23 protein-coding genes, 4 tRNA genes and 1 riboswitch are annotated in these 20,248 nt (G+C 57.6%); of the genes, 15 read left to right on the forward strand and 12 right to left on the reverse strand.

Features of this window, described 5'->3' with window-relative positions; all coding sequences use genetic code 11:
- Positions 1 to 7 precede the first annotated feature (7 nt).
- From ihfB to pyrF, 4 genes are all read left to right on the forward strand, one after another.
- Positions 8 to 292, forward strand: a complete 285-nt coding sequence (gene ihfB, locus I6L44_RS04310; protein WP_005299934.1) for an integration host factor subunit beta — start codon at positions 8 to 10, stop codon at positions 290 to 292.
- A 158-nt stretch (positions 293 to 450) separates the two neighbouring features.
- On the forward strand, positions 451 to 735 hold the full coding sequence (locus I6L44_RS04315) for a LapA family protein (protein WP_005337143.1): 285 nt from the start codon (positions 451 to 453) through the stop codon (positions 733 to 735).
- 9 nt (positions 736 to 744) lie between these two features.
- The gene (gene lapB / locus I6L44_RS04320) at positions 745 to 1,911 is read left to right on the forward strand and encodes a lipopolysaccharide assembly protein LapB (RefSeq protein ID WP_216953389.1); all 1,167 of its coding nucleotides are present in this window, start codon (positions 745 to 747) and stop codon (positions 1,909 to 1,911) included.
- A gap of 18 nt (positions 1,912 to 1,929) precedes the next feature.
- A complete protein-coding gene (gene pyrF / locus I6L44_RS04325; protein WP_216953390.1) occupies positions 1,930 to 2,631 on the forward strand; it encodes an orotidine-5'-phosphate decarboxylase in 702 nt (233 codons plus the stop codon).
- Here pyrF and rrtA read toward each other — a convergent pair.
- Positions 2,606 to 3,199 (reverse strand): rhombosortase, encoded by a 594-nt coding sequence (gene rrtA, locus I6L44_RS04330; RefSeq protein WP_019444696.1) that lies wholly within the window; start codon positions 3,197 to 3,199, stop codon positions 2,606 to 2,608. The genes pyrF and rrtA overlap by 26 nt on opposite strands.
- Between rrtA and I6L44_RS04335 the strand changes: the two genes are divergently transcribed.
- The 5 genes from I6L44_RS04335 (at position 3,198) to I6L44_RS04355 (ending at position 6,086) form a co-directional block, all read left to right on the forward strand.
- Positions 3,198 to 3,821 carry a tRNA-uridine aminocarboxypropyltransferase gene (locus tag I6L44_RS04335; RefSeq protein ID WP_216953391.1) on the forward strand — a complete coding sequence of 208 codons (624 nt, stop codon included), beginning with the start codon at positions 3,198 to 3,200 and terminating at the stop codon, positions 3,819 to 3,821. The two genes, rrtA and I6L44_RS04335, sit on opposite strands and share 2 nt — an antisense overlap.
- Before the next feature lie 20 nt (positions 3,822 to 3,841).
- On the forward strand, positions 3,842 to 4,549 hold the full coding sequence (queC, locus tag I6L44_RS04340; protein ID WP_005359893.1) for a 7-cyano-7-deazaguanine synthase QueC: 708 nt from the start codon (positions 3,842 to 3,844) through the stop codon (positions 4,547 to 4,549).
- A gap of 61 nt (positions 4,550 to 4,610) precedes the next feature.
- Positions 4,611 to 5,282: a 7-carboxy-7-deazaguanine synthase QueE gene (gene queE / locus I6L44_RS04345; protein ID WP_216953392.1), complete on the forward strand. Its 672-nt coding sequence runs from the start codon at positions 4,611 to 4,613 to the stop codon at positions 5,280 to 5,282.
- Position 5,283: 1 nt separating this feature from the next.
- Complete coding sequence (locus tag I6L44_RS04350) at positions 5,284 to 5,514, forward strand: DUF3820 family protein (RefSeq protein ID WP_005337126.1); 231 nt, start codon at positions 5,284 to 5,286, stop codon at positions 5,512 to 5,514.
- Positions 5,511 to 6,086, forward strand: coding sequence for a cob(I)yrinic acid a,c-diamide adenosyltransferase (locus I6L44_RS04355; RefSeq protein ID WP_216953393.1), 576 nt, complete (start codon positions 5,511 to 5,513; stop codon positions 6,084 to 6,086). The genes I6L44_RS04350 and I6L44_RS04355 overlap by 4 nt, the downstream gene beginning before the upstream one ends.
- Before the next feature lie 71 nt (positions 6,087 to 6,157).
- Here the strand turns inward: I6L44_RS04355 and I6L44_RS04360 are convergent, their stop codons facing one another.
- Positions 6,158 to 6,562: an H-NS family nucleoid-associated regulatory protein gene (locus tag I6L44_RS04360; protein WP_075115902.1), complete on the reverse strand. Its 405-nt coding sequence runs from the start codon at positions 6,560 to 6,562 to the stop codon at positions 6,158 to 6,160.
- A 302-nt stretch (positions 6,563 to 6,864) separates the two neighbouring features.
- A riboswitch (Lysine riboswitch) is annotated at positions 6,865 to 7,036 on the forward strand.
- A gap of 88 nt (positions 7,037 to 7,124) precedes the next feature.
- Here I6L44_RS04360 and I6L44_RS04365 point away from each other — a divergent pair.
- Positions 7,125 to 8,705 (forward strand): Na+/H+ antiporter NhaC family protein, encoded by a 1,581-nt coding sequence (locus I6L44_RS04365; RefSeq protein WP_216953394.1) that lies wholly within the window; start codon positions 7,125 to 7,127, stop codon positions 8,703 to 8,705.
- Positions 8,706 to 8,796: 91 nt separating this feature from the next.
- The gene (locus I6L44_RS04370; RefSeq protein ID WP_005351181.1) at positions 8,797 to 9,378 is read left to right on the forward strand and encodes a thymidine kinase; all 582 of its coding nucleotides are present in this window, start codon (positions 8,797 to 8,799) and stop codon (positions 9,376 to 9,378) included.
- Positions 9,379 to 9,458: 80 nt separating this feature from the next.
- Here I6L44_RS04370 and I6L44_RS04375 read toward each other — a convergent pair whose 3' ends face one another.
- Positions 9,459 to 10,796, reverse strand: coding sequence for a flavohemoglobin expression-modulating QEGLA motif protein (locus tag I6L44_RS04375; protein ID WP_216953395.1), 1,338 nt, complete (start codon positions 10,794 to 10,796; stop codon positions 9,459 to 9,461).
- 158 nt (positions 10,797 to 10,954) lie between these two features.
- Between I6L44_RS04375 and I6L44_RS04380 the strand changes: the two genes are divergently transcribed.
- Entirely contained in the window at positions 10,955 to 11,410 is a 456-nt protein-coding gene (locus I6L44_RS04380) for a YbjN domain-containing protein (RefSeq protein ID WP_005337119.1), read from the forward strand.
- A 134-nt stretch (positions 11,411 to 11,544) separates the two neighbouring features.
- Positions 11,545 to 11,632 (forward strand) — tRNA-Ser (locus I6L44_RS04385).
- Between the two features lie 294 nt (positions 11,633 to 11,926).
- Here the strand turns inward: I6L44_RS04385 and I6L44_RS04390 are convergent.
- The 8 genes from I6L44_RS04390 to I6L44_RS04425 all read right to left on the reverse strand — a co-directional run bounded on the left by I6L44_RS04390 (position 11,927) and on the right by I6L44_RS04425 (position 18,292).
- Entirely contained in the window at positions 11,927 to 12,649 is a 723-nt protein-coding gene (locus I6L44_RS04390; RefSeq protein WP_216953396.1) for a virulence factor, read from the reverse strand.
- Positions 12,650 to 12,660: 11 nt separating this feature from the next.
- A complete protein-coding gene (gene mprF / locus I6L44_RS04395; protein ID WP_216953397.1) occupies positions 12,661 to 15,210 on the reverse strand; it encodes a bifunctional lysylphosphatidylglycerol flippase/synthetase MprF in 2,550 nt (849 codons plus the stop codon).
- Positions 15,211 to 15,362: 152 nt separating this feature from the next.
- Entirely contained in the window at positions 15,363 to 15,545 is a 183-nt protein-coding gene (locus tag I6L44_RS04400) for a hypothetical protein (protein WP_005337116.1), read from the reverse strand.
- Between the two features lie 54 nt (positions 15,546 to 15,599).
- On the reverse strand, positions 15,600 to 16,925 hold the full coding sequence (gene rstB / locus I6L44_RS04405; RefSeq protein WP_216953398.1) for a two-component system sensor histidine kinase RstB: 1,326 nt from the start codon (positions 16,923 to 16,925) through the stop codon (positions 15,600 to 15,602).
- Between the two features lie 21 nt (positions 16,926 to 16,946).
- Positions 16,947 to 17,657, reverse strand: a complete 711-nt coding sequence (rstA, locus tag I6L44_RS04410) for a two-component system response regulator RstA (RefSeq protein WP_021230547.1) — start codon at positions 17,655 to 17,657, stop codon at positions 16,947 to 16,949.
- Between the two features lie 316 nt (positions 17,658 to 17,973).
- Positions 17,974 to 18,049: transfer RNA gene (locus tag I6L44_RS04415), tRNA-His, on the reverse strand.
- 52 nt (positions 18,050 to 18,101) lie between these two features.
- A tRNA-Arg gene (locus I6L44_RS04420) sits at positions 18,102 to 18,178 on the reverse strand.
- Positions 18,179 to 18,215: 37 nt separating this feature from the next.
- Positions 18,216 to 18,292, reverse strand: a tRNA-Pro gene (locus tag I6L44_RS04425).
- 213 nt (positions 18,293 to 18,505) lie between these two features.
- Here I6L44_RS04425 and folD point away from each other — a divergent pair.
- Complete coding sequence (folD, locus tag I6L44_RS04430) at positions 18,506 to 19,360, forward strand: bifunctional methylenetetrahydrofolate dehydrogenase/methenyltetrahydrofolate cyclohydrolase FolD (protein ID WP_005337113.1); 855 nt, start codon at positions 18,506 to 18,508, stop codon at positions 19,358 to 19,360.
- A gap of 116 nt (positions 19,361 to 19,476) precedes the next feature.
- On the opposite strand, the gene cspD is transcribed toward folD, so the two are convergent.
- The gene (cspD, locus tag I6L44_RS04435) at positions 19,477 to 19,695 is read right to left on the reverse strand and encodes a cold shock-like protein CspD (protein ID WP_005300025.1); all 219 of its coding nucleotides are present in this window, start codon (positions 19,693 to 19,695) and stop codon (positions 19,477 to 19,479) included.
- Positions 19,696 to 19,924: 229 nt separating this feature from the next.
- On the opposite strand from cspD, the gene clpS reads away from it, so the two are divergent.
- Positions 19,925 to 20,242, forward strand: coding sequence for an ATP-dependent Clp protease adapter ClpS (clpS, locus tag I6L44_RS04440; RefSeq protein ID WP_005337111.1), 318 nt, complete (start codon positions 19,925 to 19,927; stop codon positions 20,240 to 20,242).
- The last annotated feature ends 6 nt before the right edge of the window (positions 20,243 to 20,248 follow it).

Here is a 20,248-nt window from a genome sequence, read left to right on the forward strand (position 1 = left end):
TAACGTTATGACCAAATCAGATCTCATCGAACAACTGGCAGCCAGCCGCATGCATATGCCGGCCAAGGATGTCGAAGCCGCCATCAAGGAGATCCTTGAGCAGATGGCGTCGACCTTGCAAAACGGCGACCGGATTGAAATCCGCGGATTTGGCAGTTTTTCACTGCACTATCGTGCGCCCCGTGTGGGCCGCAACCCCAAGACTGGGGACAAGGTTGAACTGACCGGGAAATATGTCCCGCACTTCAAACCTGGCAAAGAGTTGCGCGAGCGCGTCAACATCATTGAATAATGCAGAAATGGGCATACCTCGGGTATGCCTTTTTTCTTTTTGGCACCGATTCCTGTGCCAATCGTCTTGTTTCTTAAACTCTTTTCCCATTCACTCTAGAGTCTGCCTGCGATTTTAAGGATAATCAGCCTCTCATTAGATACTGACAGGGAGCTCTTATGAAGCGTATTTTGGCCCTCATTCCGCTGGTGCTGGTGTTTGTTCTGACCCTGGCGCTGGGCTCACAAAATGGCCAGCTGGTTCAGTTCAATTACCTGATCGCTCAGGGTGAGTTTTCGCTTGCCATGCTGTTGGGCTTCTTCTTCGCTGGCGGTTTTTTGCTGGGCTGGCTGGTATTCGGCCTGCTGTTCCTGCGCCTGAAAATGCAAAACCGCACCCTCAACCGCACCATGCGTCGTCAATCCCGCGAGTTGGAGCTGGCCCGGTCACCGGGTAAGGAATAATGTTCCTCAATGCTTGAACTGCTTTTCCTGCTGTTGCCCATCGCCGCCGGTTATGGCTGGTACATGGGTCGCAGGAGTGTTCGCCAGGACACCCAAAAACAGAGTAACCAGTTTTCCCGCCAGTATGTGGCGGGCCTCAACTATTTGCTGTCCGATGAATCCGACAAGGCGGTGGATCTCTTTATCCAACTGCTTGAGGTGGACAGTGAAACCATCGAAACACACCTCTCCCTCGGCAACCTGTTTCGCCAGCGTGGGGAGGTCGATCGTGCCATCAAGATCCACCAGAACCTGGTAACCCGCCAACTGACCCGGGAGCAGCGACAGCTTGCCCTGCAGGAGCTTGCGCGCGACTTTTTGGCTGCTGGTCTGCTGGACCGAGCGGAAGCGCTCTGGAATGAGCTGTGTGACGACAGCGATTATGAAGAGACGGCGCTGGCACAGCTGTTGATCATCCATCAGCAGTTGCGGGACTGGGATAAGGCCATCGATGTGGCGATTCGTCTGCAAAAATTCCAGGGCAAGAAGCTGGCCGACCCCATCTCCCATTTCTATTGCGAGCAAGCCGAGATCGCGCTGCGTGAGGGCAATAAAGGGGAGGGGCTGGCTAAGCTCAAACGGGCGCTCAGTATCAATCCGGCATGTGCCCGGGCCAGTTTGCGCCTCGCTGAGCTCGCCATGGCAGAGGGGGAGTATGAGCAGGCCAGCAAGGAGCTGCTGCGGGTGTTCGAGCAGGATATCGACTTTGCCTCCGAGGCAATGCCCAAATTGCTCGAGTGCTATCAGCAGTTGGGGCGCACGCCTGCGTTGATCCCACTGCTTGAGAAGGCAGTGGAAGATCACGCCGGTGTCAGCGTGACCCTGGCCCTTGCCAAGCTGGTTGAAGAGCGTGATGGCCTGAGCCAGGCCCGTTCGCTGGTGTTGCGTCAGCTGCGTCGTCATCCCTCGATGAAAGGTTTTTACCAGCTGGTGGGTTTTCAGCTGGCCAGTGCGGAAGAGGGGCCTGCCAAGGAGAGCCTCGAACTGCTGCAACAGCTGGTCGGCGAGCAGATCAAAATCAAGTCAACCCACAAGTGTCGGCAGTGTGGCTTTGCCACTCACTCGCTGTTCTGGCAGTGCCCGTCTTGTCGCCAGTGGGGTTCCATCAAGCCGATCCGCGGTCTGGACGGTGAATAACAAGCAATAGGATGTGAGATGCAAGATCCCAAAGTACTGGTAGCGCTGGATTATCAGCACGAGGCAGATGCCTTAGCGTTCGTTGAACGTATCTCTCCGGCCCAGTGCCGTCTCAAGGTAGGCAAGGAGATGTTTACCCTGTTTGGCCCGCAGTTTGTACGCCAGCTGGTGGCCAAGGGATTCGATGTCTTTCTGGATCTGAAATTTCACGATATTCCCAATACTGTTGCCAAAGCCGTGGCAGCCAGTGCCGAGCTCGGTGTCTGGATGGTCAACGTGCATGCCAGTGGTGGTGAGCGGATGATGCGTGCCGCCAAAGAGGCGCTGCTGCCTTATGGCGACAAGGCGCCATTGTTGATCGGGGTGACCGTACTGACCAGCATGGAGCAGTCCGACATGATCCCTCTTGGTCTGGATGTGAGCCCTGCCGAGCAGGTGATCCGGCTGGCTACCTTGACCAAGGCATCCGGCTTGGATGGGGTTGTCTGCTCTGCCAACGAGGCCCATGAGCTTAAAGCCTTGCTGGGTGATGAGTTCAAGCTGGTGACCCCGGGTATTCGCCCGACCGGTTCAGCGGCCGGGGATCAGCGCCGGGTGATGACACCCAAAGCGGCGGTCGAGGCGGGGTCCGATTATCTGGTTATCGGTCGCCCCATTACGCAGGCTGCCGATCCGGCCGCCATGCTGGCCAGCATCAATGCCGAGCTGGCTGGTGGGTAACAGGCTCACTCAGTGATACGCGGTGCAGGCCGAGCAACAGGCCTGCACCGGCCCCGATAAGATGAGAGCCGATGTGTACCCTGGCATTGATCAGGGTGGATATCGGGCTCTCTCCTGCGTTGTAGAAGTCCATCACCAGCTTGAGCCCCATCCCCGCTAGCAGCAGCCAGCCCGACGTGCGGCGTCCGTGGCGGATATCCTGCATTGCCCCCCAGACAAACAGGCCATGCAGCGAGCCTGATAGCCCCATGTACCATTGGGTCTGCGGGCACCACCACCAGATCCCCAAGCCCACTGCCAGCCAGAGTAGCAACATCAGCAGCGGCAGGCGAGCCCCATCCAGATAGTCGCGAAACAGGCTATAGAGGATGGCGAGGCCGCCCAGATTGAGCAGCAGGTGCCACAGATTGGTATGAGCCAGATTGCCTGTTATGATCCGCCACCCTTCGCCCCCGGCGATCAAGGGCCGATCGAAGGAGAGCTGAAGATTGGGAACGGTAAAGAAGAGTAGCAAGCTGGTGAGAGAGAGCGTGATAACCCAGAGCAATCCAGATTTGTCTGACAACATGAAACAGTCCAACGACAAGAACAGTCGATACTGTACACGTTGCACCCGAGCCCTCAAAGCCTGCCTGTGCGATTATATTGTGCCGGTTGACAATCACACCCCCCTCTACATCTTGCAGCACCCCAACGAGGTGGCACATCCCAAGGGGACTGCGGCACTGCTGGCGGCCTCTTTGCAACAGTGCGAGATCCATGTGGGGGAGGACTTTTCCCGCGATGAGTGGCTCAATGGGTTGCTTGCAGATCCTTCCCGTCGCTGCTATCTACTCTGGCCGGATGAGGATGCCATTTCGCTGACCGATCTTCGCCAACAGCGGGAGAGTGAATCCTCTGGCTCCGCATCCGTCGCCTTTATCTTGCTTGACGGCACCTGGCGCAAAGCCTATCGCATGTTGCAGAGCAACCGGGCACTGGCCCGTTTGCCCCGTATCGGCATTGGTGCCATTGCCGGTCAATATGCCATTCGCAAGAAACCCTTTCCCGATGCCCTCTCTACCATAGAGGCGGGCTATCACCTCTTGTCCCGGTGGGAGGGAAGGCAGGAGCACTATGCGCCCTTGCTGACCCTGTTCAATCGGTTGAATACCCAGTGGCAGGACTTTGCCGAAGGCCGCCGCGTGTGACAATTCAAGGAGTTATCAAGATGAAAAAAGCAGTCGTGGTTTTCAGTGGCGGTCAGGACAGCACTACTTGTCTGGTGCAGGCATTGGCCCGGTATGATGAAGTGCACGCCATCACCTTCGACTATGGCCAGCGCCATCGGGAAGAGATCGACACCGCGCGCCGTCTGGGCAGTGCATTGGGGATTGCCGCCCACAAGGTGATGGATGTAACGCTGCTCAATGAGCTGGCGGTCTCTGCCCTGACTCGTGACGACATTCCTGTCAGCTGCGAGCTGCAGGATAACGGGCTGCCCAACACCTTCGTACCGGGCCGCAATATCCTGTTCCTGACCCTGGCCTCCATTTATGCCTATCAGGTGGGCGCCGAAGCGGTGATCACAGGTGTGTGCGAGACCGACTTCTCCGGCTATCCCGATTGCCGTGACGAGTTCGTCAAGGCCCTCAATCAGGCGGTGTCGCTGGGGCTGGATCGCGGCATCCGTTTTGAAACTCCCTTGATGTGGCTCGACAAGGCCGAAACCTGGGCACTGGCGGATCACTATGGTCACCTCGACACGGTGCGCCAGCAGACCCTGACCTGCTACAACGGCATTGCCGGTGACGGTTGCGGCACGTGTCCTGCGTGTGAACTGCGCAGTCGCGGTCTGAACAACTATCTGGCCGACAAGGCGGGCATCATGGCCAGACTGTTTGAGAAAACCGGGCTGGGCGAGAAAAGCGCAGAGTGAGCCTGCGTCTTGCCGTGGCTTGAGGTATAATCCGCGACTTTTGCAACAAGCCGTGATCGAGATGCACTACCCAATCAACGAGATTTTCCAGACCATCCAGGGGGAGGGCATCTTTACCGGCCTGCCCGCCATCTTTGTTCGCCTGCAGGGTTGCCCGGTGGGCTGCCCCTGGTGCGATACCCGTCATACCTGGGTTGTTGATCCGGCTCGTGAAGTGGGCAAGGCGGCGGTGCTGGATCGCTCCAACGAATCCGATTGCTGGAGCCAACTCAGCACCGCGCAGATTATCAAGAGCTTTGGCGATCTGGGTTATCAGGCGCGCCATGTGGTGATCACCGGTGGGGAACCCTGCCTCTACGATCTGCACGAACTCTCGTCAGCCCTGCTGGCGGCGGGTTATCAGGTGCAGATTGAAACCAGTGGCACCAGCGAGGTCAAGACTCATGAGCAGACCTGGGTGACAGTCTCCCCCAAGATCGGTATGAAAGGGGGGCTGCCTGTGCTGGTCTCGGCGCTGGAGCGGGCCAACGAAATCAAGCATCCGGTGGCCACCGAGCACCATATTGAAGAGCTGGATACGCTGCTCGCTACCGCTACTCTGCGCCCTGATGTGGTCATTGCCTTGCAGCCGATCAGCCAGAAACCACGGGCCACCCAATTGGCGATGGATACCTGTATCGCGCGTAACTGGCGACTCTCAATCCAGACTCATAAATATCTGGATATCGATTAATATGGATTGGCTATCTGACGAGCAGGTGCTGCTGACCCTGACCAACAAGATGCCTTACGGTAAATATCAGGGGCGGCGTATCATCGATATTCCCGAGCCCTATCTGGTGTGGATGGCGCGCAGCGGTTTTCCGGCGGGTAAATTGGGCCAGACGCTGGCGTTGGCTTACGAAATCAAACTCAATGGACTCGAATCCATGATTATTCCCATTATTAACAGGATGTCGGTATGAGAATATATACGAGGCAGGGCGACAAGGGCATGACCCGGCTGGCCGATGGTATCCCATTGCCAAAGGATCATTTGCGAGTCGAGACCTACGGTTATATCGATGAGCTCAACTCCCATATTGGCTTGCTGATTTGTGACGTGCCGTCGCAAGAGATCGGTTTATTGGCTGATTTACAGCTGTTGCAACAGGAGTTGTTTGATCTGGGGGGGGAGTTGGCATTCTCCAGCGACGCCCAGAATGAATCGATTTGGCAGGTTAATGCCGCCTGGACCAATCGCCTTGAACAGCAGATAGATCGTTATAGTGAGCCATTGCCACCGCTGCGCCAATTTATATTGCCCGGTGGTTCCCGTGCCGCGGCGCAAGCACATGTGGTGCGTACTCTGGTGCGTCATTGCGAGCGCTTGCTGCTGACATTGAGCCGGGAAGAGCGGGTCAATCCCGAGGTGCTGCCCTATCTGAACCGGATGAGTGACTGGTTCTTTACCGTTGCCCGCTATCTCATCTGCGTAGCAGGGGATCGTGAAGTGCTGTGGGTTAAGGCAGCAGATCGCCCGCAATCGGCTATCTGATATTTCACGTTTAAGCTGCAATAAAAAAACCTCGCCAAGGCGAGGTTTTTTTATTCGCAACGCAAAAGCTGTCAGATAGCAAAATCTTCCAGTGATTTGCCTGCTGCCACTGCGCTGGCAATGACCGAAGGCATACGGCCCTGGCCGGTCCAGGTTTTCTCTACGCCATTATCCTGATAGCGATATTTGGCCGGACGTGGCGCCCGCTTGGCTTTTTCTGATTTGCCGGGGTTGGTAGCGACAGCGCTTACCAATTCTGCCGGGTCAATACCGGCGGCTTTCAGCATTTCGCTATATTCGTTAATTTTCCGCAGATGCTCTTCACGGGCCTGACGCTCGGCAGCTTCATCCTGCTGACGTTCGGCAACGATAGTAGAGAGTTTTTCCAGTGCCTCTTCCAGTTGTTCCAGAGAAAGCTCGCGGCAGGTCGCACGCAGACTGCGGATATTAAGCAGTACCTTTAAAAATTCATTCATAGGAGTTACCACGTCGAGTCAGAGAAAAATAATATGTTCCAGCAGATTCTTGCTTGGCGATTTAAATAAGTCAAGCTGGGTTAAATATTATATCCGTGGGGAACATCAATACAGATATTTAATATGGCCAGCAATAGGCTTGGTGATTGGATGCCAATGAAACCGCAGCAGGTGAAAATAGCGTCAAAGCTGGCGTTGTTGCATCATTTGACTACCATTTTCCGACCTTGATCTGTTTATCATGACTATTTAATCAAAAAACTTGCTATAAGCCGCCATCTCGATAAAATGTGCGGCGAATACCTTTAAGTAGAGGCGCGCTGCCTATGAGTATTTGTGCGGAGGGTGATGCCTGTGATGCACAAGGAAAGGAGTCAGCGCCGAAGTGGCCAGGCCATCATACCGGGCTGCTGGTTCTGCATCTAATAGGTGCAGGACTGCCATAGTCATCCACTATGGAGCGCTACCTGAAGGGGCTGAGGAGTATGACCTCCCCATAGGTTTTGTTTCTTTAGATCCTCTCGGTAGATCTCCACCTGTAATCTTTAGGTGCAAAGAGATCATGGACATTAGTCATTTCGCCGACTCCGGTTGGTCCGTTCTTCCCCCCCTGTTGGCTGTCGCGCTGGCGATCATGACCCGCCGCGTGCTTCTGTCCCTTGGTGTGGGCATCGTCACCGGCAGTTTGCTGCTCAATCAGTTTTCACCCCTCGAATCCCTGCATTACATGTTGAATACCGTGCTCAAGATCTTCTGGGTCGATGGCGCGCTCAATCGTGACAACGTCAACATGATCCTGTTTATGCTGCTGCTGGGTGGCCTCATCAGCCTGATGAGCGTCTCCGGGGCGACCCGTGCCTTTGCCGAGTGGGCCGAGCGTCGTGCCAAGACCCGCAAGGGCGCCAAAGCGCTGACTGGCATGATGGTGTTTGCCTTCTTTATCGATGACTTCTTCCACAGCCTGTCGGTGGGGGCTATCTGCCGTCCGGTGACCGACCGCTTCCAGATCTCCCGTGCCAAATTGGCCTATCTGCTGGACTCCACCGCGGCGCCGGTCTGCGTGCTGATGCCCATCTCCTCCTGGGGGGCTTATATCATCGCCCTGGTTGGCGGCATCATGGCGGCCCACGGTCTGACCGAGCAGAGCCCCATCGCGGCGTTTGTCGAGATGATCCCGATGAACCTCTACGCCGTCTTCACCCTGATCATGGTGTTGGTGGTGATCGCCTGTCAGCTGGATATCGGCCCGATGCGTCAACACGAATCGTGGGCGCTGGAAGGCAAGCTGTGGGATGAGTCCAAGGGCCGCCCCATCGGTCTGGATATGGAGAGCCCGGAAGAGAGCAACGGCGGCATGATCGACATGGTACTGCCGATCCTGACCCTGACCGCCGCCACCATCTATTTCATGATTGATTCCGGTGCTGCGGTGCTGAGCGAGAAAGGGCTGCCGTTTAGCGTGCTCGGCTCGTTCGAAAACACCAACGTCGGCTCTTCGCTGGTCTACGGTGCCCTGTGCAGTCTGGTGGTCTCCATCGGTCTGGCGATGCGCCTGAAGCTGGGTGCCAAGAACTGGATCAAGGCCGCGCCGCAGGGCGTCATGGCCATGCTGCCAGCCATCAACATCCTGCTGTTTGCCTGGACCATAGGTGCCGTGGTGCGTGACGTTGAGACCGGCAAGTATCTGGCTTCGCTGGCTAACGGCAACCTGCCGATCGAAGTGCTGCCTGCTGTGGTCTTTATCCTCTCCTGTGCCATGGCGTTTGCTACCGGCACCAGTTGGGGTACCTTCGGCATCATGCTGCCGCTGGCCGGTGACATGGCCGCCGCCAGCGACATCAGCCTGATGCTGCCGATGCTGGCGGCGGTACTGGCTGGCTCGGTGTTCGGGGATCACAGCTCACCCATCTCCAGCACCAGTATCCTCTCTGCTACCGGTGCCGGTTGCCATCACATCGATCACGTGATGACCCAGCTGCCCTATGCACTGGCCATCGCCTTCGGTGCGGCCATCGGTTACCTGGCGATGGGCTTGATGCACTCCAGCCTGGCCGGTTTCAGTGTCAGTGCCCTCTGGTTCGTGCTCTTTACCGGCTATCACCTGAAAAAGGCCAAAGCGCGGCCAGTGCTGGCCACCGCGTAACATTTATAGAGCAAGGGGCCCGCGGGCCCCTTGGTTTTGTCAGGGGCTTTGGTTAGCATGCGCCCCATAAATTCAGTTTCGGAACAGTATCATGGCTTCACTGCACTACAAATTTGCCACCATGAATTCAGGCAAATCCACCCAGCTCATTCAGGCGCACTTCAACTATCTGGAGCGGGGCATGCATCCTCTGGCGATGACGCCAGCCATCGATGACCGTTTCGGGGTCGGGGTGATCAGTGCCCGAGTAGGCCTTGAACTGAAGGTGGACGTGTTCAGCGACAGCTGTGATCTGTTTGAAATGGTGAAAGCGCGCCATGCGAAGAAACATATCGATGTTTTCATCGTGGACGAGGCCCAGTTCCTGACCCGTGAGCAGGTCTACCAGTTAGCCCGCATCGTCGATGAGCAGGATATTCCGGTGATGGCCTATGGCCTCAAGACCGATTTTCGCGGCGAGCTGTTCCCGGGCTCCTACCATCTGCTCTGTCTGGCCGACAAGTTTGAAGAGCTGAAGAGCATCTGTTGGTGTGGCAACAAGGCTCACATGAACTCCCGGGTCAATGAAGCGGGGCAGGTGATGCGTGATGGCGAACAGGTGGAGATCGGTGGCAACGATCGCTATGTGTCGCTCTGTCGCAAACACTATCTCGAAGGTCGGGCTTACAAGTAATTCGGCTGCGATATTTGAATCGTTGAGCAGGGCGCCAATCTGGCGCCCTTTTTATTTTCCCCAACTTCTATCGCTGTGGTTCAGTCGATCTCGATATCCACCGGCGCAATGATGGGGTCGGCCACCGGCAGGCGTTGAAACAGCTGGCGAAAATGGTGCTGTACCCGACCGATATCCACTAGCGACATGCCGGAGGCAAAACCGAACCAGACATAGAGGCCGGTGAGATCGCGAAACATCGGCGGCAAATAGCGGGGTGCGGCAATCAGCCCCTCCAGATAGTGCTGATAGAGCACCGGAATGTCATCCAGTGTCACCTTGCCGACAAACAGCATCGGCAGGATTTCGGGCACCCCTTCCAGTACGGCGCTGCGGATGAAGTTGACCGTCTCCACATAGCCACGCACGTAAGAGAGATCCTTGGTAAAGCAGGCTCCGCCGCCCACCATGCCGCCACGAAAGACCCGCTGGGTGATCTTGTAGGCGTCGTGCTCGCTGGTGCCCTGCTGTACGAAGTGCTTAAACACCTCGATAAAATCGGCGCCGCGCTCGGCCATGTCGATGGCCATCACCCGATCGGAGATGCGCTTGGCCCGATCCGGAAAGGAGCTGAAGGTGAGGGTCTCTATCAGGACAGCCAGCCCCTCCTGACAGGCGGTGATCCGCGGTGAACCGGCGCTCAGCCAAGTGGCATAGGGCTGCTGGCGACCGTTGAGGGTGGTGCCGACATGGACCCACCCCTCGTGCACCTCCAGCACCTGCAAGTCCAGCTCGGAGAAACGGGCGTGGGAGTTGAGCTTGATGTAGTCGCCACCGGCAGCGGCATCGGAGACAATCCCATCGCTCAGCTTCACCTGCACAGTGCCGTCACTGAAGTAGCTCGACAGCTTGCCCTGCAGTTTGGCGACCGCGGCCTCTCCTTCGAACTCCTTGGGGTAGGGGCGCACTAGATGGCGGGCGCCGGGCAGGGAGAAGATATCGCACAGGCGGGCGCCCAGCTCCTTGAGAGTCTTGCGATCCCCGCGCAGGTGATCGCTGGCAGAGCCATAAAGCAGCTGGCTGTAACGCTGAAAATCGGGTTGGCCGCGCTGGCGCAGCATCTCGATCACCACCATGTACTGATCGACCGTCTCTTGCAGGATCCGGCCAAGATCGTCCTGTGGCCCCAGTTTTCTGCGGATCCTGTCCCGCAGCTCCTTGAGTTCCAGATACTTGTTGCGCGGATCGAAGCCGAGGGGGAGGGCATCATAGAAGTGCCTGTCGATAGCGGGCAGCTCCCTGCCACCGCTTGCCAGAAAGCGATCCTGCAGATGGCGTGGCCATTTGATGGCATCCAGAATGCGGATGGGTTTTTGCAGGGTGAGCAGCTCATCCGAGAGTGATTTCAGATGAAGGCGATACTTTTCTTGGATAGTCATGGGGCCCCCTGTGGGGCAAGCGTCGTCGTGGATTTGGCTGAGTATATGCATAGCTCTTGCCAAAAAGAAGCGAGCCGCAGGGTTATTGGGTTGGCGTGCTTTTTGTTGATAGCAAATTGGTTTAGACTGCGCCCCTTGATCCCAATCTTGTCGTGGAAATGATGAATATCCCCAGCTCCGAAATGATAATGCGTTGGTTGCAACAGGCTCGTATCGAGCACTATGTCTGCGACCAGTGTCACGGTATCCACATTGTCTCTTTGCAGTCGGTCGATGGTATTCAGGAGAGCCGGATCTTCGTGGAAGAGGAAGGCCTGCTGTTCTCCTCCGAGCTGGAAGTGCGCCCCTCCGCAATGCTGCCGCTGGTTGCCGAACTGGGCCGACTCAATATGCAGTACCCCTCCCTCAAGGTGTTCCTCGATATCATCGATGACAACCTGCCGCGGCTGGTGGTCGGGCACACCGTCTTTACCAAGGCCGGACTCAGCGTCGAGCAGTTCCTGCTGTTCGTGCAAAGCACCATCGCTGCCACCCACGAACTGGTTGCCGAATGCGAACGTTCCGGCTTCCTCAACCTGCCGGAAATCCAGGTTGCACCGGAATCTGTGCATTAAGTGTTCGAACGGTTCGCCAGGTGAAAAAAGCCGTTGACGCGGGCGGGGCTTTCCCCTAAATTACGCCCCGTTCCAGCGCAACAGCGCAGCGAACACCGTGTTGGCTGAACACGTTAAACCACAGACCAAAATTTGGTGAGGTGTCCGAGTGGCTGAAGGAGCACGCCTGGAAAGTGTGTATACGGCAACGTATCGAGGGTTCGAATCCCTCCCTCACCGCCACATTGCAAAGCCCTGATGGAAACATCAGGGCTTTTTGCTTTCTGGCGCAATCCCCGCGTGGTTGCTGGCATAGGAATGCAAATCCTCATTGTTGATAGCCCAGCATCTGGCTGAACCTCTTGGGCAATCGTAGTGAAAAGCCTCGGTGACTTTGACGCCACGGCCAACCCATTGGTCGATCCTTTTAAAGTTTCCGCCCAATTCAGTAAAAGGGCCTCTCGCAAGAGAGGCCCTTTTCATTGCTCGCTGATTTGCCCTGCTCGGTACTTGAAAGGCATTCCGTGGTGATACGGGTTAATGCTCCACAGTCAGCGGATCCGGGGGCAGGTTCAGATGCTTGGTGATGGCCTGATAGAGCTGGGGGTAGTTATCGTCAAAATGGTGTCCTCCCGGCAGGGTGACGGTGGTGACGTTGGGTTGGTTGAGACGGGGGCAGAGGCGGTCGCCGTTATCGTCATCGGTTCCTTGCAGGCAGAGCATCGGCAGGTCGCGGATGGTTTTCACCTGCGGTTCGGTCGGGTAGCTGCGCACCTTGTGGGTCAGCATATCGCTGACGTGGATCTCGAAGTCCGAGCTGGTGGAGGGGGAGAGCATCACGGCCCCGACCAGCCCCTGACGATAGTGCTCCGGCAACCGGTTGATGACGAAGGGGACAATCTCGGCACCAAACGAGAAGCCTACCAGCAGCCAGTGAGGGCGCTGCCAGCGAGTCTGGTAATCATTGAGGATCCGCTCCAGATCGGCGGTCACCTGCTCCGGGGTTTTCTTCTTCCAGTAGTAGGTGAGGGAGCTCCAGCCCACGACCGGCATGCCGTTCAGCTGAAACTGGGCGCTCAGCCCCTTGTCGAGGGCCGCCCAGCCACCATCGCCGCTGAGAAAGATCACCATGGGGGTGTCGGATGACTGCTTGACCGGCAGCTCAATCAGGCTCAGGTCATCCTTGACCGGGGCGGCGTGCGCCGCAAAAGATGAAACGGGCAGTACGAGACTGAGTAACAGCAATATCAGGGCTCTCATTGGCCATCCTCCTATTTCTTGATCAGCCCTAGCGGGCCGCGGCTAATCAGGGTGATCAGGTGAGTCAGGGTTCTGGGCAGTACCAGCTTGCTGCTGCAGAGCAGGTAGCGGGGTTCCCAGCGGGGCGAAAATTTCTCCTTGTAGCGTCTGAGCCCCTGAAAGTTGTAAAAACGGCTGCCACGCACAAACAGGGTATTGCCAAGGCGGGCCCAGTAGCTGTTGAGCGGGTGATCGTTGAAGCCGGACATGGGGGCCATCCCCAGATTGAAGCTGGCGTACCCTTGCGCCTTGCCCCACAGCAGCAGTTCGACAAAGAGAAAATCCATGATGGGGGCGGTGCCGGTATCCAGGCTGTAGCGCATCAGATCGATGGAGAGCATCTCCTTGTTATCGCTCACCCAGAGGTTGGCAAAGCCGACGATCTGCCCCTCGTGCCACACCAGCGCAGCCGGGCTCAAGGTCAGGTAGTCAGGCTCGAAACGGCCGACCGAGAAACCCTTCTCCTTGCCCATTTTGCTCTGCAGCCAAGTATCGGAGACGGTCTGCAACCTAGGCAGCAGGGGGGCCACGGCGCTTGCCTCGACCTCCTCGAAGGTCAACCCTTCCCGTTTGCCCTTGGCGTGGCTCTGGCGCAGGTTGCGCAGCCGGCTGCCAGCCAGATCGAAGGTGGCCAGATCGACCATCGCCTCTTCACCGAGCTTGAAGGGGATCAGCCCCAGCTCCAGATAGAGCGGAAGATAGCGGGCCGAGACCTGATAAAAGACCGGATTGGCGTCGTGCTCGTCGCATCGCTCGCGAAATTGCCAGAGCAGCTCTTCGATCTGCTCGGGGCGACCGACGGGATCCCCCATCACAATCCAGCTGTTGCCCTCGATGCCATACATCAGGAAGGCGTCGCCGGCGGGGTGGAACAGCAGGGACTTGTCCTGCAGCTGGGCCAGATAACCGTGGATCCCCCCTTCGCGAACCACCAGCTCGTGAGCGCGCGCCAGCGTCTCCTTGTCCGGTTTTTCACCGACCACGCGCAGCGGCGCAAGCAGCTGGGCAGCCCCGGCCACGGCCAGCACTGCCACCACGCTCCCCATGGCGCGCAGGCCGCGGGCAGCCCCGCCGTGGGGCGAGAAGTGGAACCAGAGGGCGTGGTCATACTCCACCTGACGGTAGGAGAAGAGCAGCAGCCACAGCGCCCCCAGCAGCACGGCGCCGACCGAAATGAGCCAGCCCGGTGTGTACTGGGGATAGAGCAGCGACCCCTTGCGATAGAAGAGGGAACGGCAAGGGGTCATGATGAGCAGGAAGCTGCCGAGCAGCAGGGCTGACTCCCAGTCACCCCCCTTGAGCAGGGAGAAGGCGATACCCAGAGCCAGCAGCAGCTGGGTGATGCGAAACGCGGCGTCGTGACGGCGATAGAGGCTGCGCGCCAGCAGGATCAGGAGGATACCGCTCACGCTGCCGAGCACGTGGGAGAGCTCCAGCAGATGGAGCGGCAACACCTGCAGCCACACTTCGATGTGGCTGCGCATGGTCGGGATCATGCCCGAGCAGAGCAGCAGGCTACCGGCGGCGAAGGTTCCCATGCTGATAAGGGCGGGAAGAAATTCGCGCACTGCGCTCATCAGCCCCTGTAGCCGCTGCCAGCGCGCTTTTTGTTGCAGCATCTCCTGACTCGCAAAGAGCAGCAGGGCACAGAGAAAGGGAAGCAGGTAATAGATGCAGCGATAGAGCAGCAGCGAGGCGAGCAGCTTGTCGGTTGGCAGGTAGTTAGCCAGCAACAGGCTCATGCTCGCTTCGAACACCCCGATCCCGCCCGGCACGTGGGCCAGCACCCCTAGGAAGCTGGCCAGCACGAAGGCACTGAGCAGCACAGGGTAGGGGACGCTATCTGCGGGTAACAGGACAAACAGCACGGCGGCGGCGGCCATCCAGTCGGCCAGCGCGACCAACAGCTGCAACAGACGAACCTTGAAGCCGGGCAGGATCAGGCTGTGTTCGCGCCAGGAGAGACGGTGTGTGGGCCAGCAGAGGTAGCAGGCCACCAACAGCAGAGCCATCATGCCCGCCAGCTTGAGCAGGGTATCAGCCCATTGCGGCCAGTCAGGCAGCAACTGTGATACATCGCAGGTCAGTAGGGCGCCACCTCCCCACGCCAACAGGCCGAGGAAGAAGGTGATGGAGCAGAACAGCACCACGCGGGCCACTTCCCCGGTGGCGAGCCCCAGTGCGGAGTAGAGGCGATAGCGTACCGAGGTGCCGGTCAGCAGGGCAAATCCCAGGGTGTTGGAGAAGGTGTAGGCGATAAAGGAGGTGATGCTGACCTGTTGCCAGGGAAGGCGCTTGCCCAGCGCATGGAGCGCCAGCATGTCATAGCTGCAGAGGCAACCATAACTGAGCAGGGTCAGCAACAGGGCACCCGCCAGTCGCAGCAGGGGTTGGGACCAGATGGCCACACGAATATCGTGCCAGTGCCATGCCTGAGTCAGGTGATACAGCACGGTCAGTGCGGTGCCGAGCAGCAGCAAGCTGCACAAGGGGCCTAGCCATTTAAGCAGATGACGCCACATGCCATGTTCCTGTGGTCATTGACCGTTTCCCGCAAAAGGGGAGCCGGGTCGTGGATCCGGTTTGGACGAGGGAGGCGCTCGTCAGGAAATTTCGGGAAGAGATGGAAAGGGAGGCGTCAGCCTCCCTCTGTGATATCCAGTGACCGGTTGGATCACTTGGTTTTCGGCGCGACTTTGACGGCAGGGGTCTTGGCGTGGGTGGCTTTATGGTGTTTTTTCACCACCTTGGTCTGGGTAGCCTGCGGTGTGGCTGTCTTGGTCGGGGTGGCCGCCATGGTGAAACCGGAAGTGAGGGCGAAGACGGCTGCCAGGGTCAGGGGAATGATCTTTTTCATGTTCAATTTCCTTATTCGGGTTGATGTTATGGAGCGTTCTCCATGACAGTCATCCTATGACGGTTGCGGCGGCCCTTCAGTGAGCAGTTGGTGACGGTTTGTATCCAAATGTACAGGCAGGGTGAGGCAGAAGCGGGCGCCTTGGTCACTGGCCAACAGCACCACATCGCCTCCGTGATGACGGGCAATGCTGCGCACGATGGCCAGTCCCAAACCAGTGCCGCCGGTGCGACGATCCCGGCTTTGATCAAGGCGTACGAACGGCTCGAAGATCTGGGGCGCCAGCGCCGGATCGATCCCCGGTCCATCGTCGCTCACCTCCAGCAGATAGTTTTCCTGAAGTCGCGAGATGGAGAGGGTAACCTCGCTCTCGGCGTAGCGCAGAGCATTGCCGATGAGGTTCTCCACCGCGCGCGTCAGCAGACGCTGATCGCCGCACCAGGGCATGTGACGTGGCGGCAGATCGAGGGTGAGCCTCTTCTCGGGGGCCAGCGCTTGCCAGTCGCCAAGATGCGCTTGTGCCCAGTGACTGAGCTCCAGCTCGTCGCGCTGCAACGGCAGCTCCGGCCTGTCCAGCTTGGCGTAGGTGAGCATCTCTTCGATCAGGGCGTCCAGCGCTCCCAGATCTCGCTCCAGCGCCTGCTGCTCCTGTTCGGCAGGGGCAGGATCGAGCATGGCAAGCCGATAGCGCAACCGGACCAGTGGGGTGCGCAACTCGTGTGCGATGGCATCGGTCAGCTGCTTGCGGCTGGCAATCATGGCCTGCAATTGGGTCGCCATTTGATCGAAGGTGCGTCCCACCCGGGCCAGACTGCTGCCCGGTGGCAGATTGGTTCGGCAGGAGAGATCCCCATCGCCTACGCGACGTGCGGTTTGCTCCAACTGCTGCAATCCGTGCCAGTGGGGACGCAACCAGAGCAGAATGGGCAGGCCGAGGGATAGGCCGATCACCAGCAGCAGCCCCACATCGACCCAGTGCAGCTCATGCAGGTAGGAGAGGTAGGGTACAGGGCCGACAATCAGCACCCGGTCAGTATCGGGGATGCGCTGCAGGAAGGTGTCATCCTCCTCGACGATGACAATGTTGCCGGCAGCCAGAAAGGCCTGATCCTCGCTGGCCAAGGGCTGGCGCACCAGCTCGCCGATCTTGAGGGGGAGGGTAAACTGACTGCTCTGCTCGGCCAGTCGATCGGGCCAGCGCTCTGGCGGGGTTCTTGCCAACTCGCCGGTCAACAGGCCAAGGGAGCCTTGCATCATGCGTTCGAGATAGCGATCACCCGCCCGTTCGGCGGTGACCTGATAGACCACGCCAACCAGCAGGATGGCCAGGGTGAAGCAGCCGATCAGCAACAGATAGAATTGGATAAAGAGACGGCGCATGGCGGTGCTCCCGAAAGAGGGTTATTCCCAGGCGTGGGGGACGAAGAGGTAGCCTTTCTGGCGCACCGTCTTGATCCGGGTCGGGTTGTCGGGGTTATCACCCAGTTTGCGGCGCAGGCGGGAGATGGCCACATCCATGCTGCGATCCTGACCGTCGTACTCCCGGCCGCGCAAGCTGCGAAAGAGGGCTTCCCGACTCAAGATTTGGCCCGCGTGGCAGGCGAGCTCCCACAGCAGATCAAAGTCGGCGGTCGAGAGAGCAATGCTCTCGCCATCGAGTCGCACATCTCGCCCCGGGCCATCCACCCGCAGCCGACCAAATTGCAGTTGCTGGGGAACGCTGCTGGTGGCTGCCGGTTGGGTTGATGCTTGCTGGTGCTGGCGAAATTGCACCCTCAGTCTGGCCAGTAGCACCGGTGGTGGTGTCGTTTTGAGGATGTAGTCGTTGGCGCCCAGCTCCAGACTAAGGATCTGGTTCATGTCGCTATCCAGCGAGGTGAGCATTACGATGGGGCCGTCGAAGCGCGGCCGCAGATCCCGACAGAGGGACATGCCATCCTGCCCCGGCAACATGATATCGAGCAGCACCAGATCGGGCTGTTCGGCCTCGACCCGGGCCAGCGCCATATCCCCTCTGGGCTCGAGGATCACGTCCATATCGTGGCGACCGAGCCAACTGCTGATGAGCTGGCCAATCTCGGGATCATCTTCGACAAAAAGAATGCGTTGCATAGAAAAGCTCCAACGGAAAGCAGGAGAAAAGAAGAGCGATCAGCATATCAATGGCGCTTGGGAAATACAGAAAAAGAACCGGGCAGGCTGATGTGTGGGGGAGTGTGGCTGTGTGTATCGATGGGGAGGCGCGAATCGTGACAAATGGGCGGAGCCGCGTTTATCGATCTGGAGGATGATGGCCTTGCAGACAAGGCAAGGCGCTGTCGGGCGTAAAAACAAAAAAACCGGCCAATGCCGGTTTTTCGCGGAGCAGACCAGAAGTCACTGCACCAAGTCGATGGACATCACCTTGCGGTGATTATCGACAGAATAATGGGGTGGCTGATGGGGCTCGAACCCACGACAACCGGAATCACAATCCGGGACTCTACCAACTGAGCTACAGCCACCACTGAAATCTTCATCAACGCTCACCAATCCAGAAGGATTGGGGAACATCAATGGCGCGCCCTGCAGGATTCGAACCTGCGACCCACGGCTTAGAAGGCCGTTGCTCTATCCAACTGAGCTAAGGGCGCTTTGTATCAACACGTCTTAAGGACGAGTCGATGAACATGGTCGGTGATAAAGGATTCGAACCTTTGACCCTCTGGTCCCAAACCAGATGCGCTACCGGACTGCGCTAATCACCGAAAATCCCTGACCAGCATATCGACATGAGTCGTACTGGGCAACGGGCGGGCATCATAGCCAAGCGTAAGGGGCAGCGTCAACGACTTTTTCCCCCAGTAAATTCAAGTGCCTACTTATTACCCGCTACAGGTATGGCGTGCGTCTGCCGCTAACATCCCGGCTAAAAAAATGCGACAATGCGAGGCAGTTGAACACATGGTGAGTGGAGAACGATGTCTGCCAAAATCATAGATGGAAAACAGGTTGCGCAAACGATTCGCAGCCAGGTCGCGGCGCAAGTCCAACAGCGGTTGGCGGCAGGGAAACGGGCTCCAGGGCTGGCAGTCATTCTGGTGGGGGCGGATCCCGCCTCTCAGGTTTATGTCGGCAGCAAACGTCGGGCGTGCGAGGAGGTGGGTTTTCTCTCCCGCTCCTATGATCTGAGTGCAACCGCCAGTCAGGAAGAGCTGCTGGCGCTGATCGACCAGTTGAATGCGGATAGCCACGTAGATGGCATTCTGGTTCAGCTGCCGTTGCCGGATCACTTTGATACCACTCAGGTGCTGGAGCGGATCCAGCCTGACAAGGATGTAGATGGATTCCACCCGTATAACGTCGGCCGTCTGGCACAACGTATTCCGGCGCTGCGCCCCTGCACTCCGAAAGGGATCATGACGCTGATCGAGACCACCGGCGTGAAGACGCACGGTCTGCATGCTGTCGTGGTGGGAGCGTCCAACATAGTGGGGCGTCCCATGACTCTCGAATTGCTGCTGGCGGGCTGCACAACCACGACCTGTCACCGTTTTACGCGGGATCTGGAAGAGCAGGTTCGCCGTGCCGATCTGCTGGTTGTTGCGGTCGGCAAGCCCAACTTCATACCTGGCGAGTGGATCAAACCGGGAGCACTGGTAATTGATGTGGGTATCAATCGCCTGGCTGATGGCTCGCTGGTTGGGGATGTGGAGTTTGAGACGGCGCGCAGCCATGCCTCCTTCATTACTCCGGTACCCGGTGGCGTGGGCCCGATGACGGTCGCCAGCCTGATGGAAAATACCCTGATCGCCTGCAGTGAATATCACGACTGATCATGGCTGGCGATAACCTGTGATCCCGTGAGGAGGCAGGGTTCTCCAGAAATCTGACAATAAAAAACCGGTTGCTCAGAGAGGAACCGGTTTTTTATTTATCCAACGGGTGTTATTTACATATTTTGTGCTTCGTTTGGCACAATCACAGAGGCGTGATTTCCTTTCGGCCCCTGTTGCAGTTCAAAATTGACAGCCTGACCCGCTTTCAGGGTCTTGTAGCCCTCCATTTGAATCGTGGAGTAGTGAGCGAAGATATCCTCACCGCCCCCTTCCGGACAGATAAACCCAAATCCTTTTGCGTTGTTAAACCACTTAACTGTGCCGGTTGCCATACTTCTACATCCTTTTATTGATTACCCAGAAGTCGTTGAGTAACCTGCGCCAGCCCTTTATAACTAGGGACATGGGCCCATAGCAGACGGGCACAGATTAGCAAGTAACCAATCTAGTCTAACTTTTGAGCGAGTCAAGAAGTTGTTAACAGCTGATGTGATCTGGTTAACAAGTCTATTGACAACCTTGTGTTAGACGGTAGTAATCTAGAGGTACCAAAGCGCGATTATGAGCAAGCAGAAAGAACTCTTTGCTAATGAAGAGATTGCAGAAGCAGAGAAAACAAAGCTGCAGCCGCCACCCATGTATAAAGTTGTGTTGAACAACGATGACTACACCCCGATGGAGTTCGTGGTGGAGGTGCTGCAAAAGTTCTTTGGTATGGATTTGGACAAGGCGACTCAGGTCATGCTGAGTGTGCATTATAGTGGTAAGGGTGTCTGCGGCATGTTTACCGCAGAGATCGCCGAAACCAAGGTTGTCCAGGTCAACACCTATGCACGTAACAACGAACATCCACTGCTCTGTACTATGGAAAAGGCTTGAATCTGA

Source organism: Aeromonas sp. FDAARGOS 1414 (assembly GCF_019047065.1).
Taxonomy (GTDB): Bacteria; Pseudomonadota; Gammaproteobacteria; order Enterobacterales; family Aeromonadaceae; genus Aeromonas; species Aeromonas veronii_A.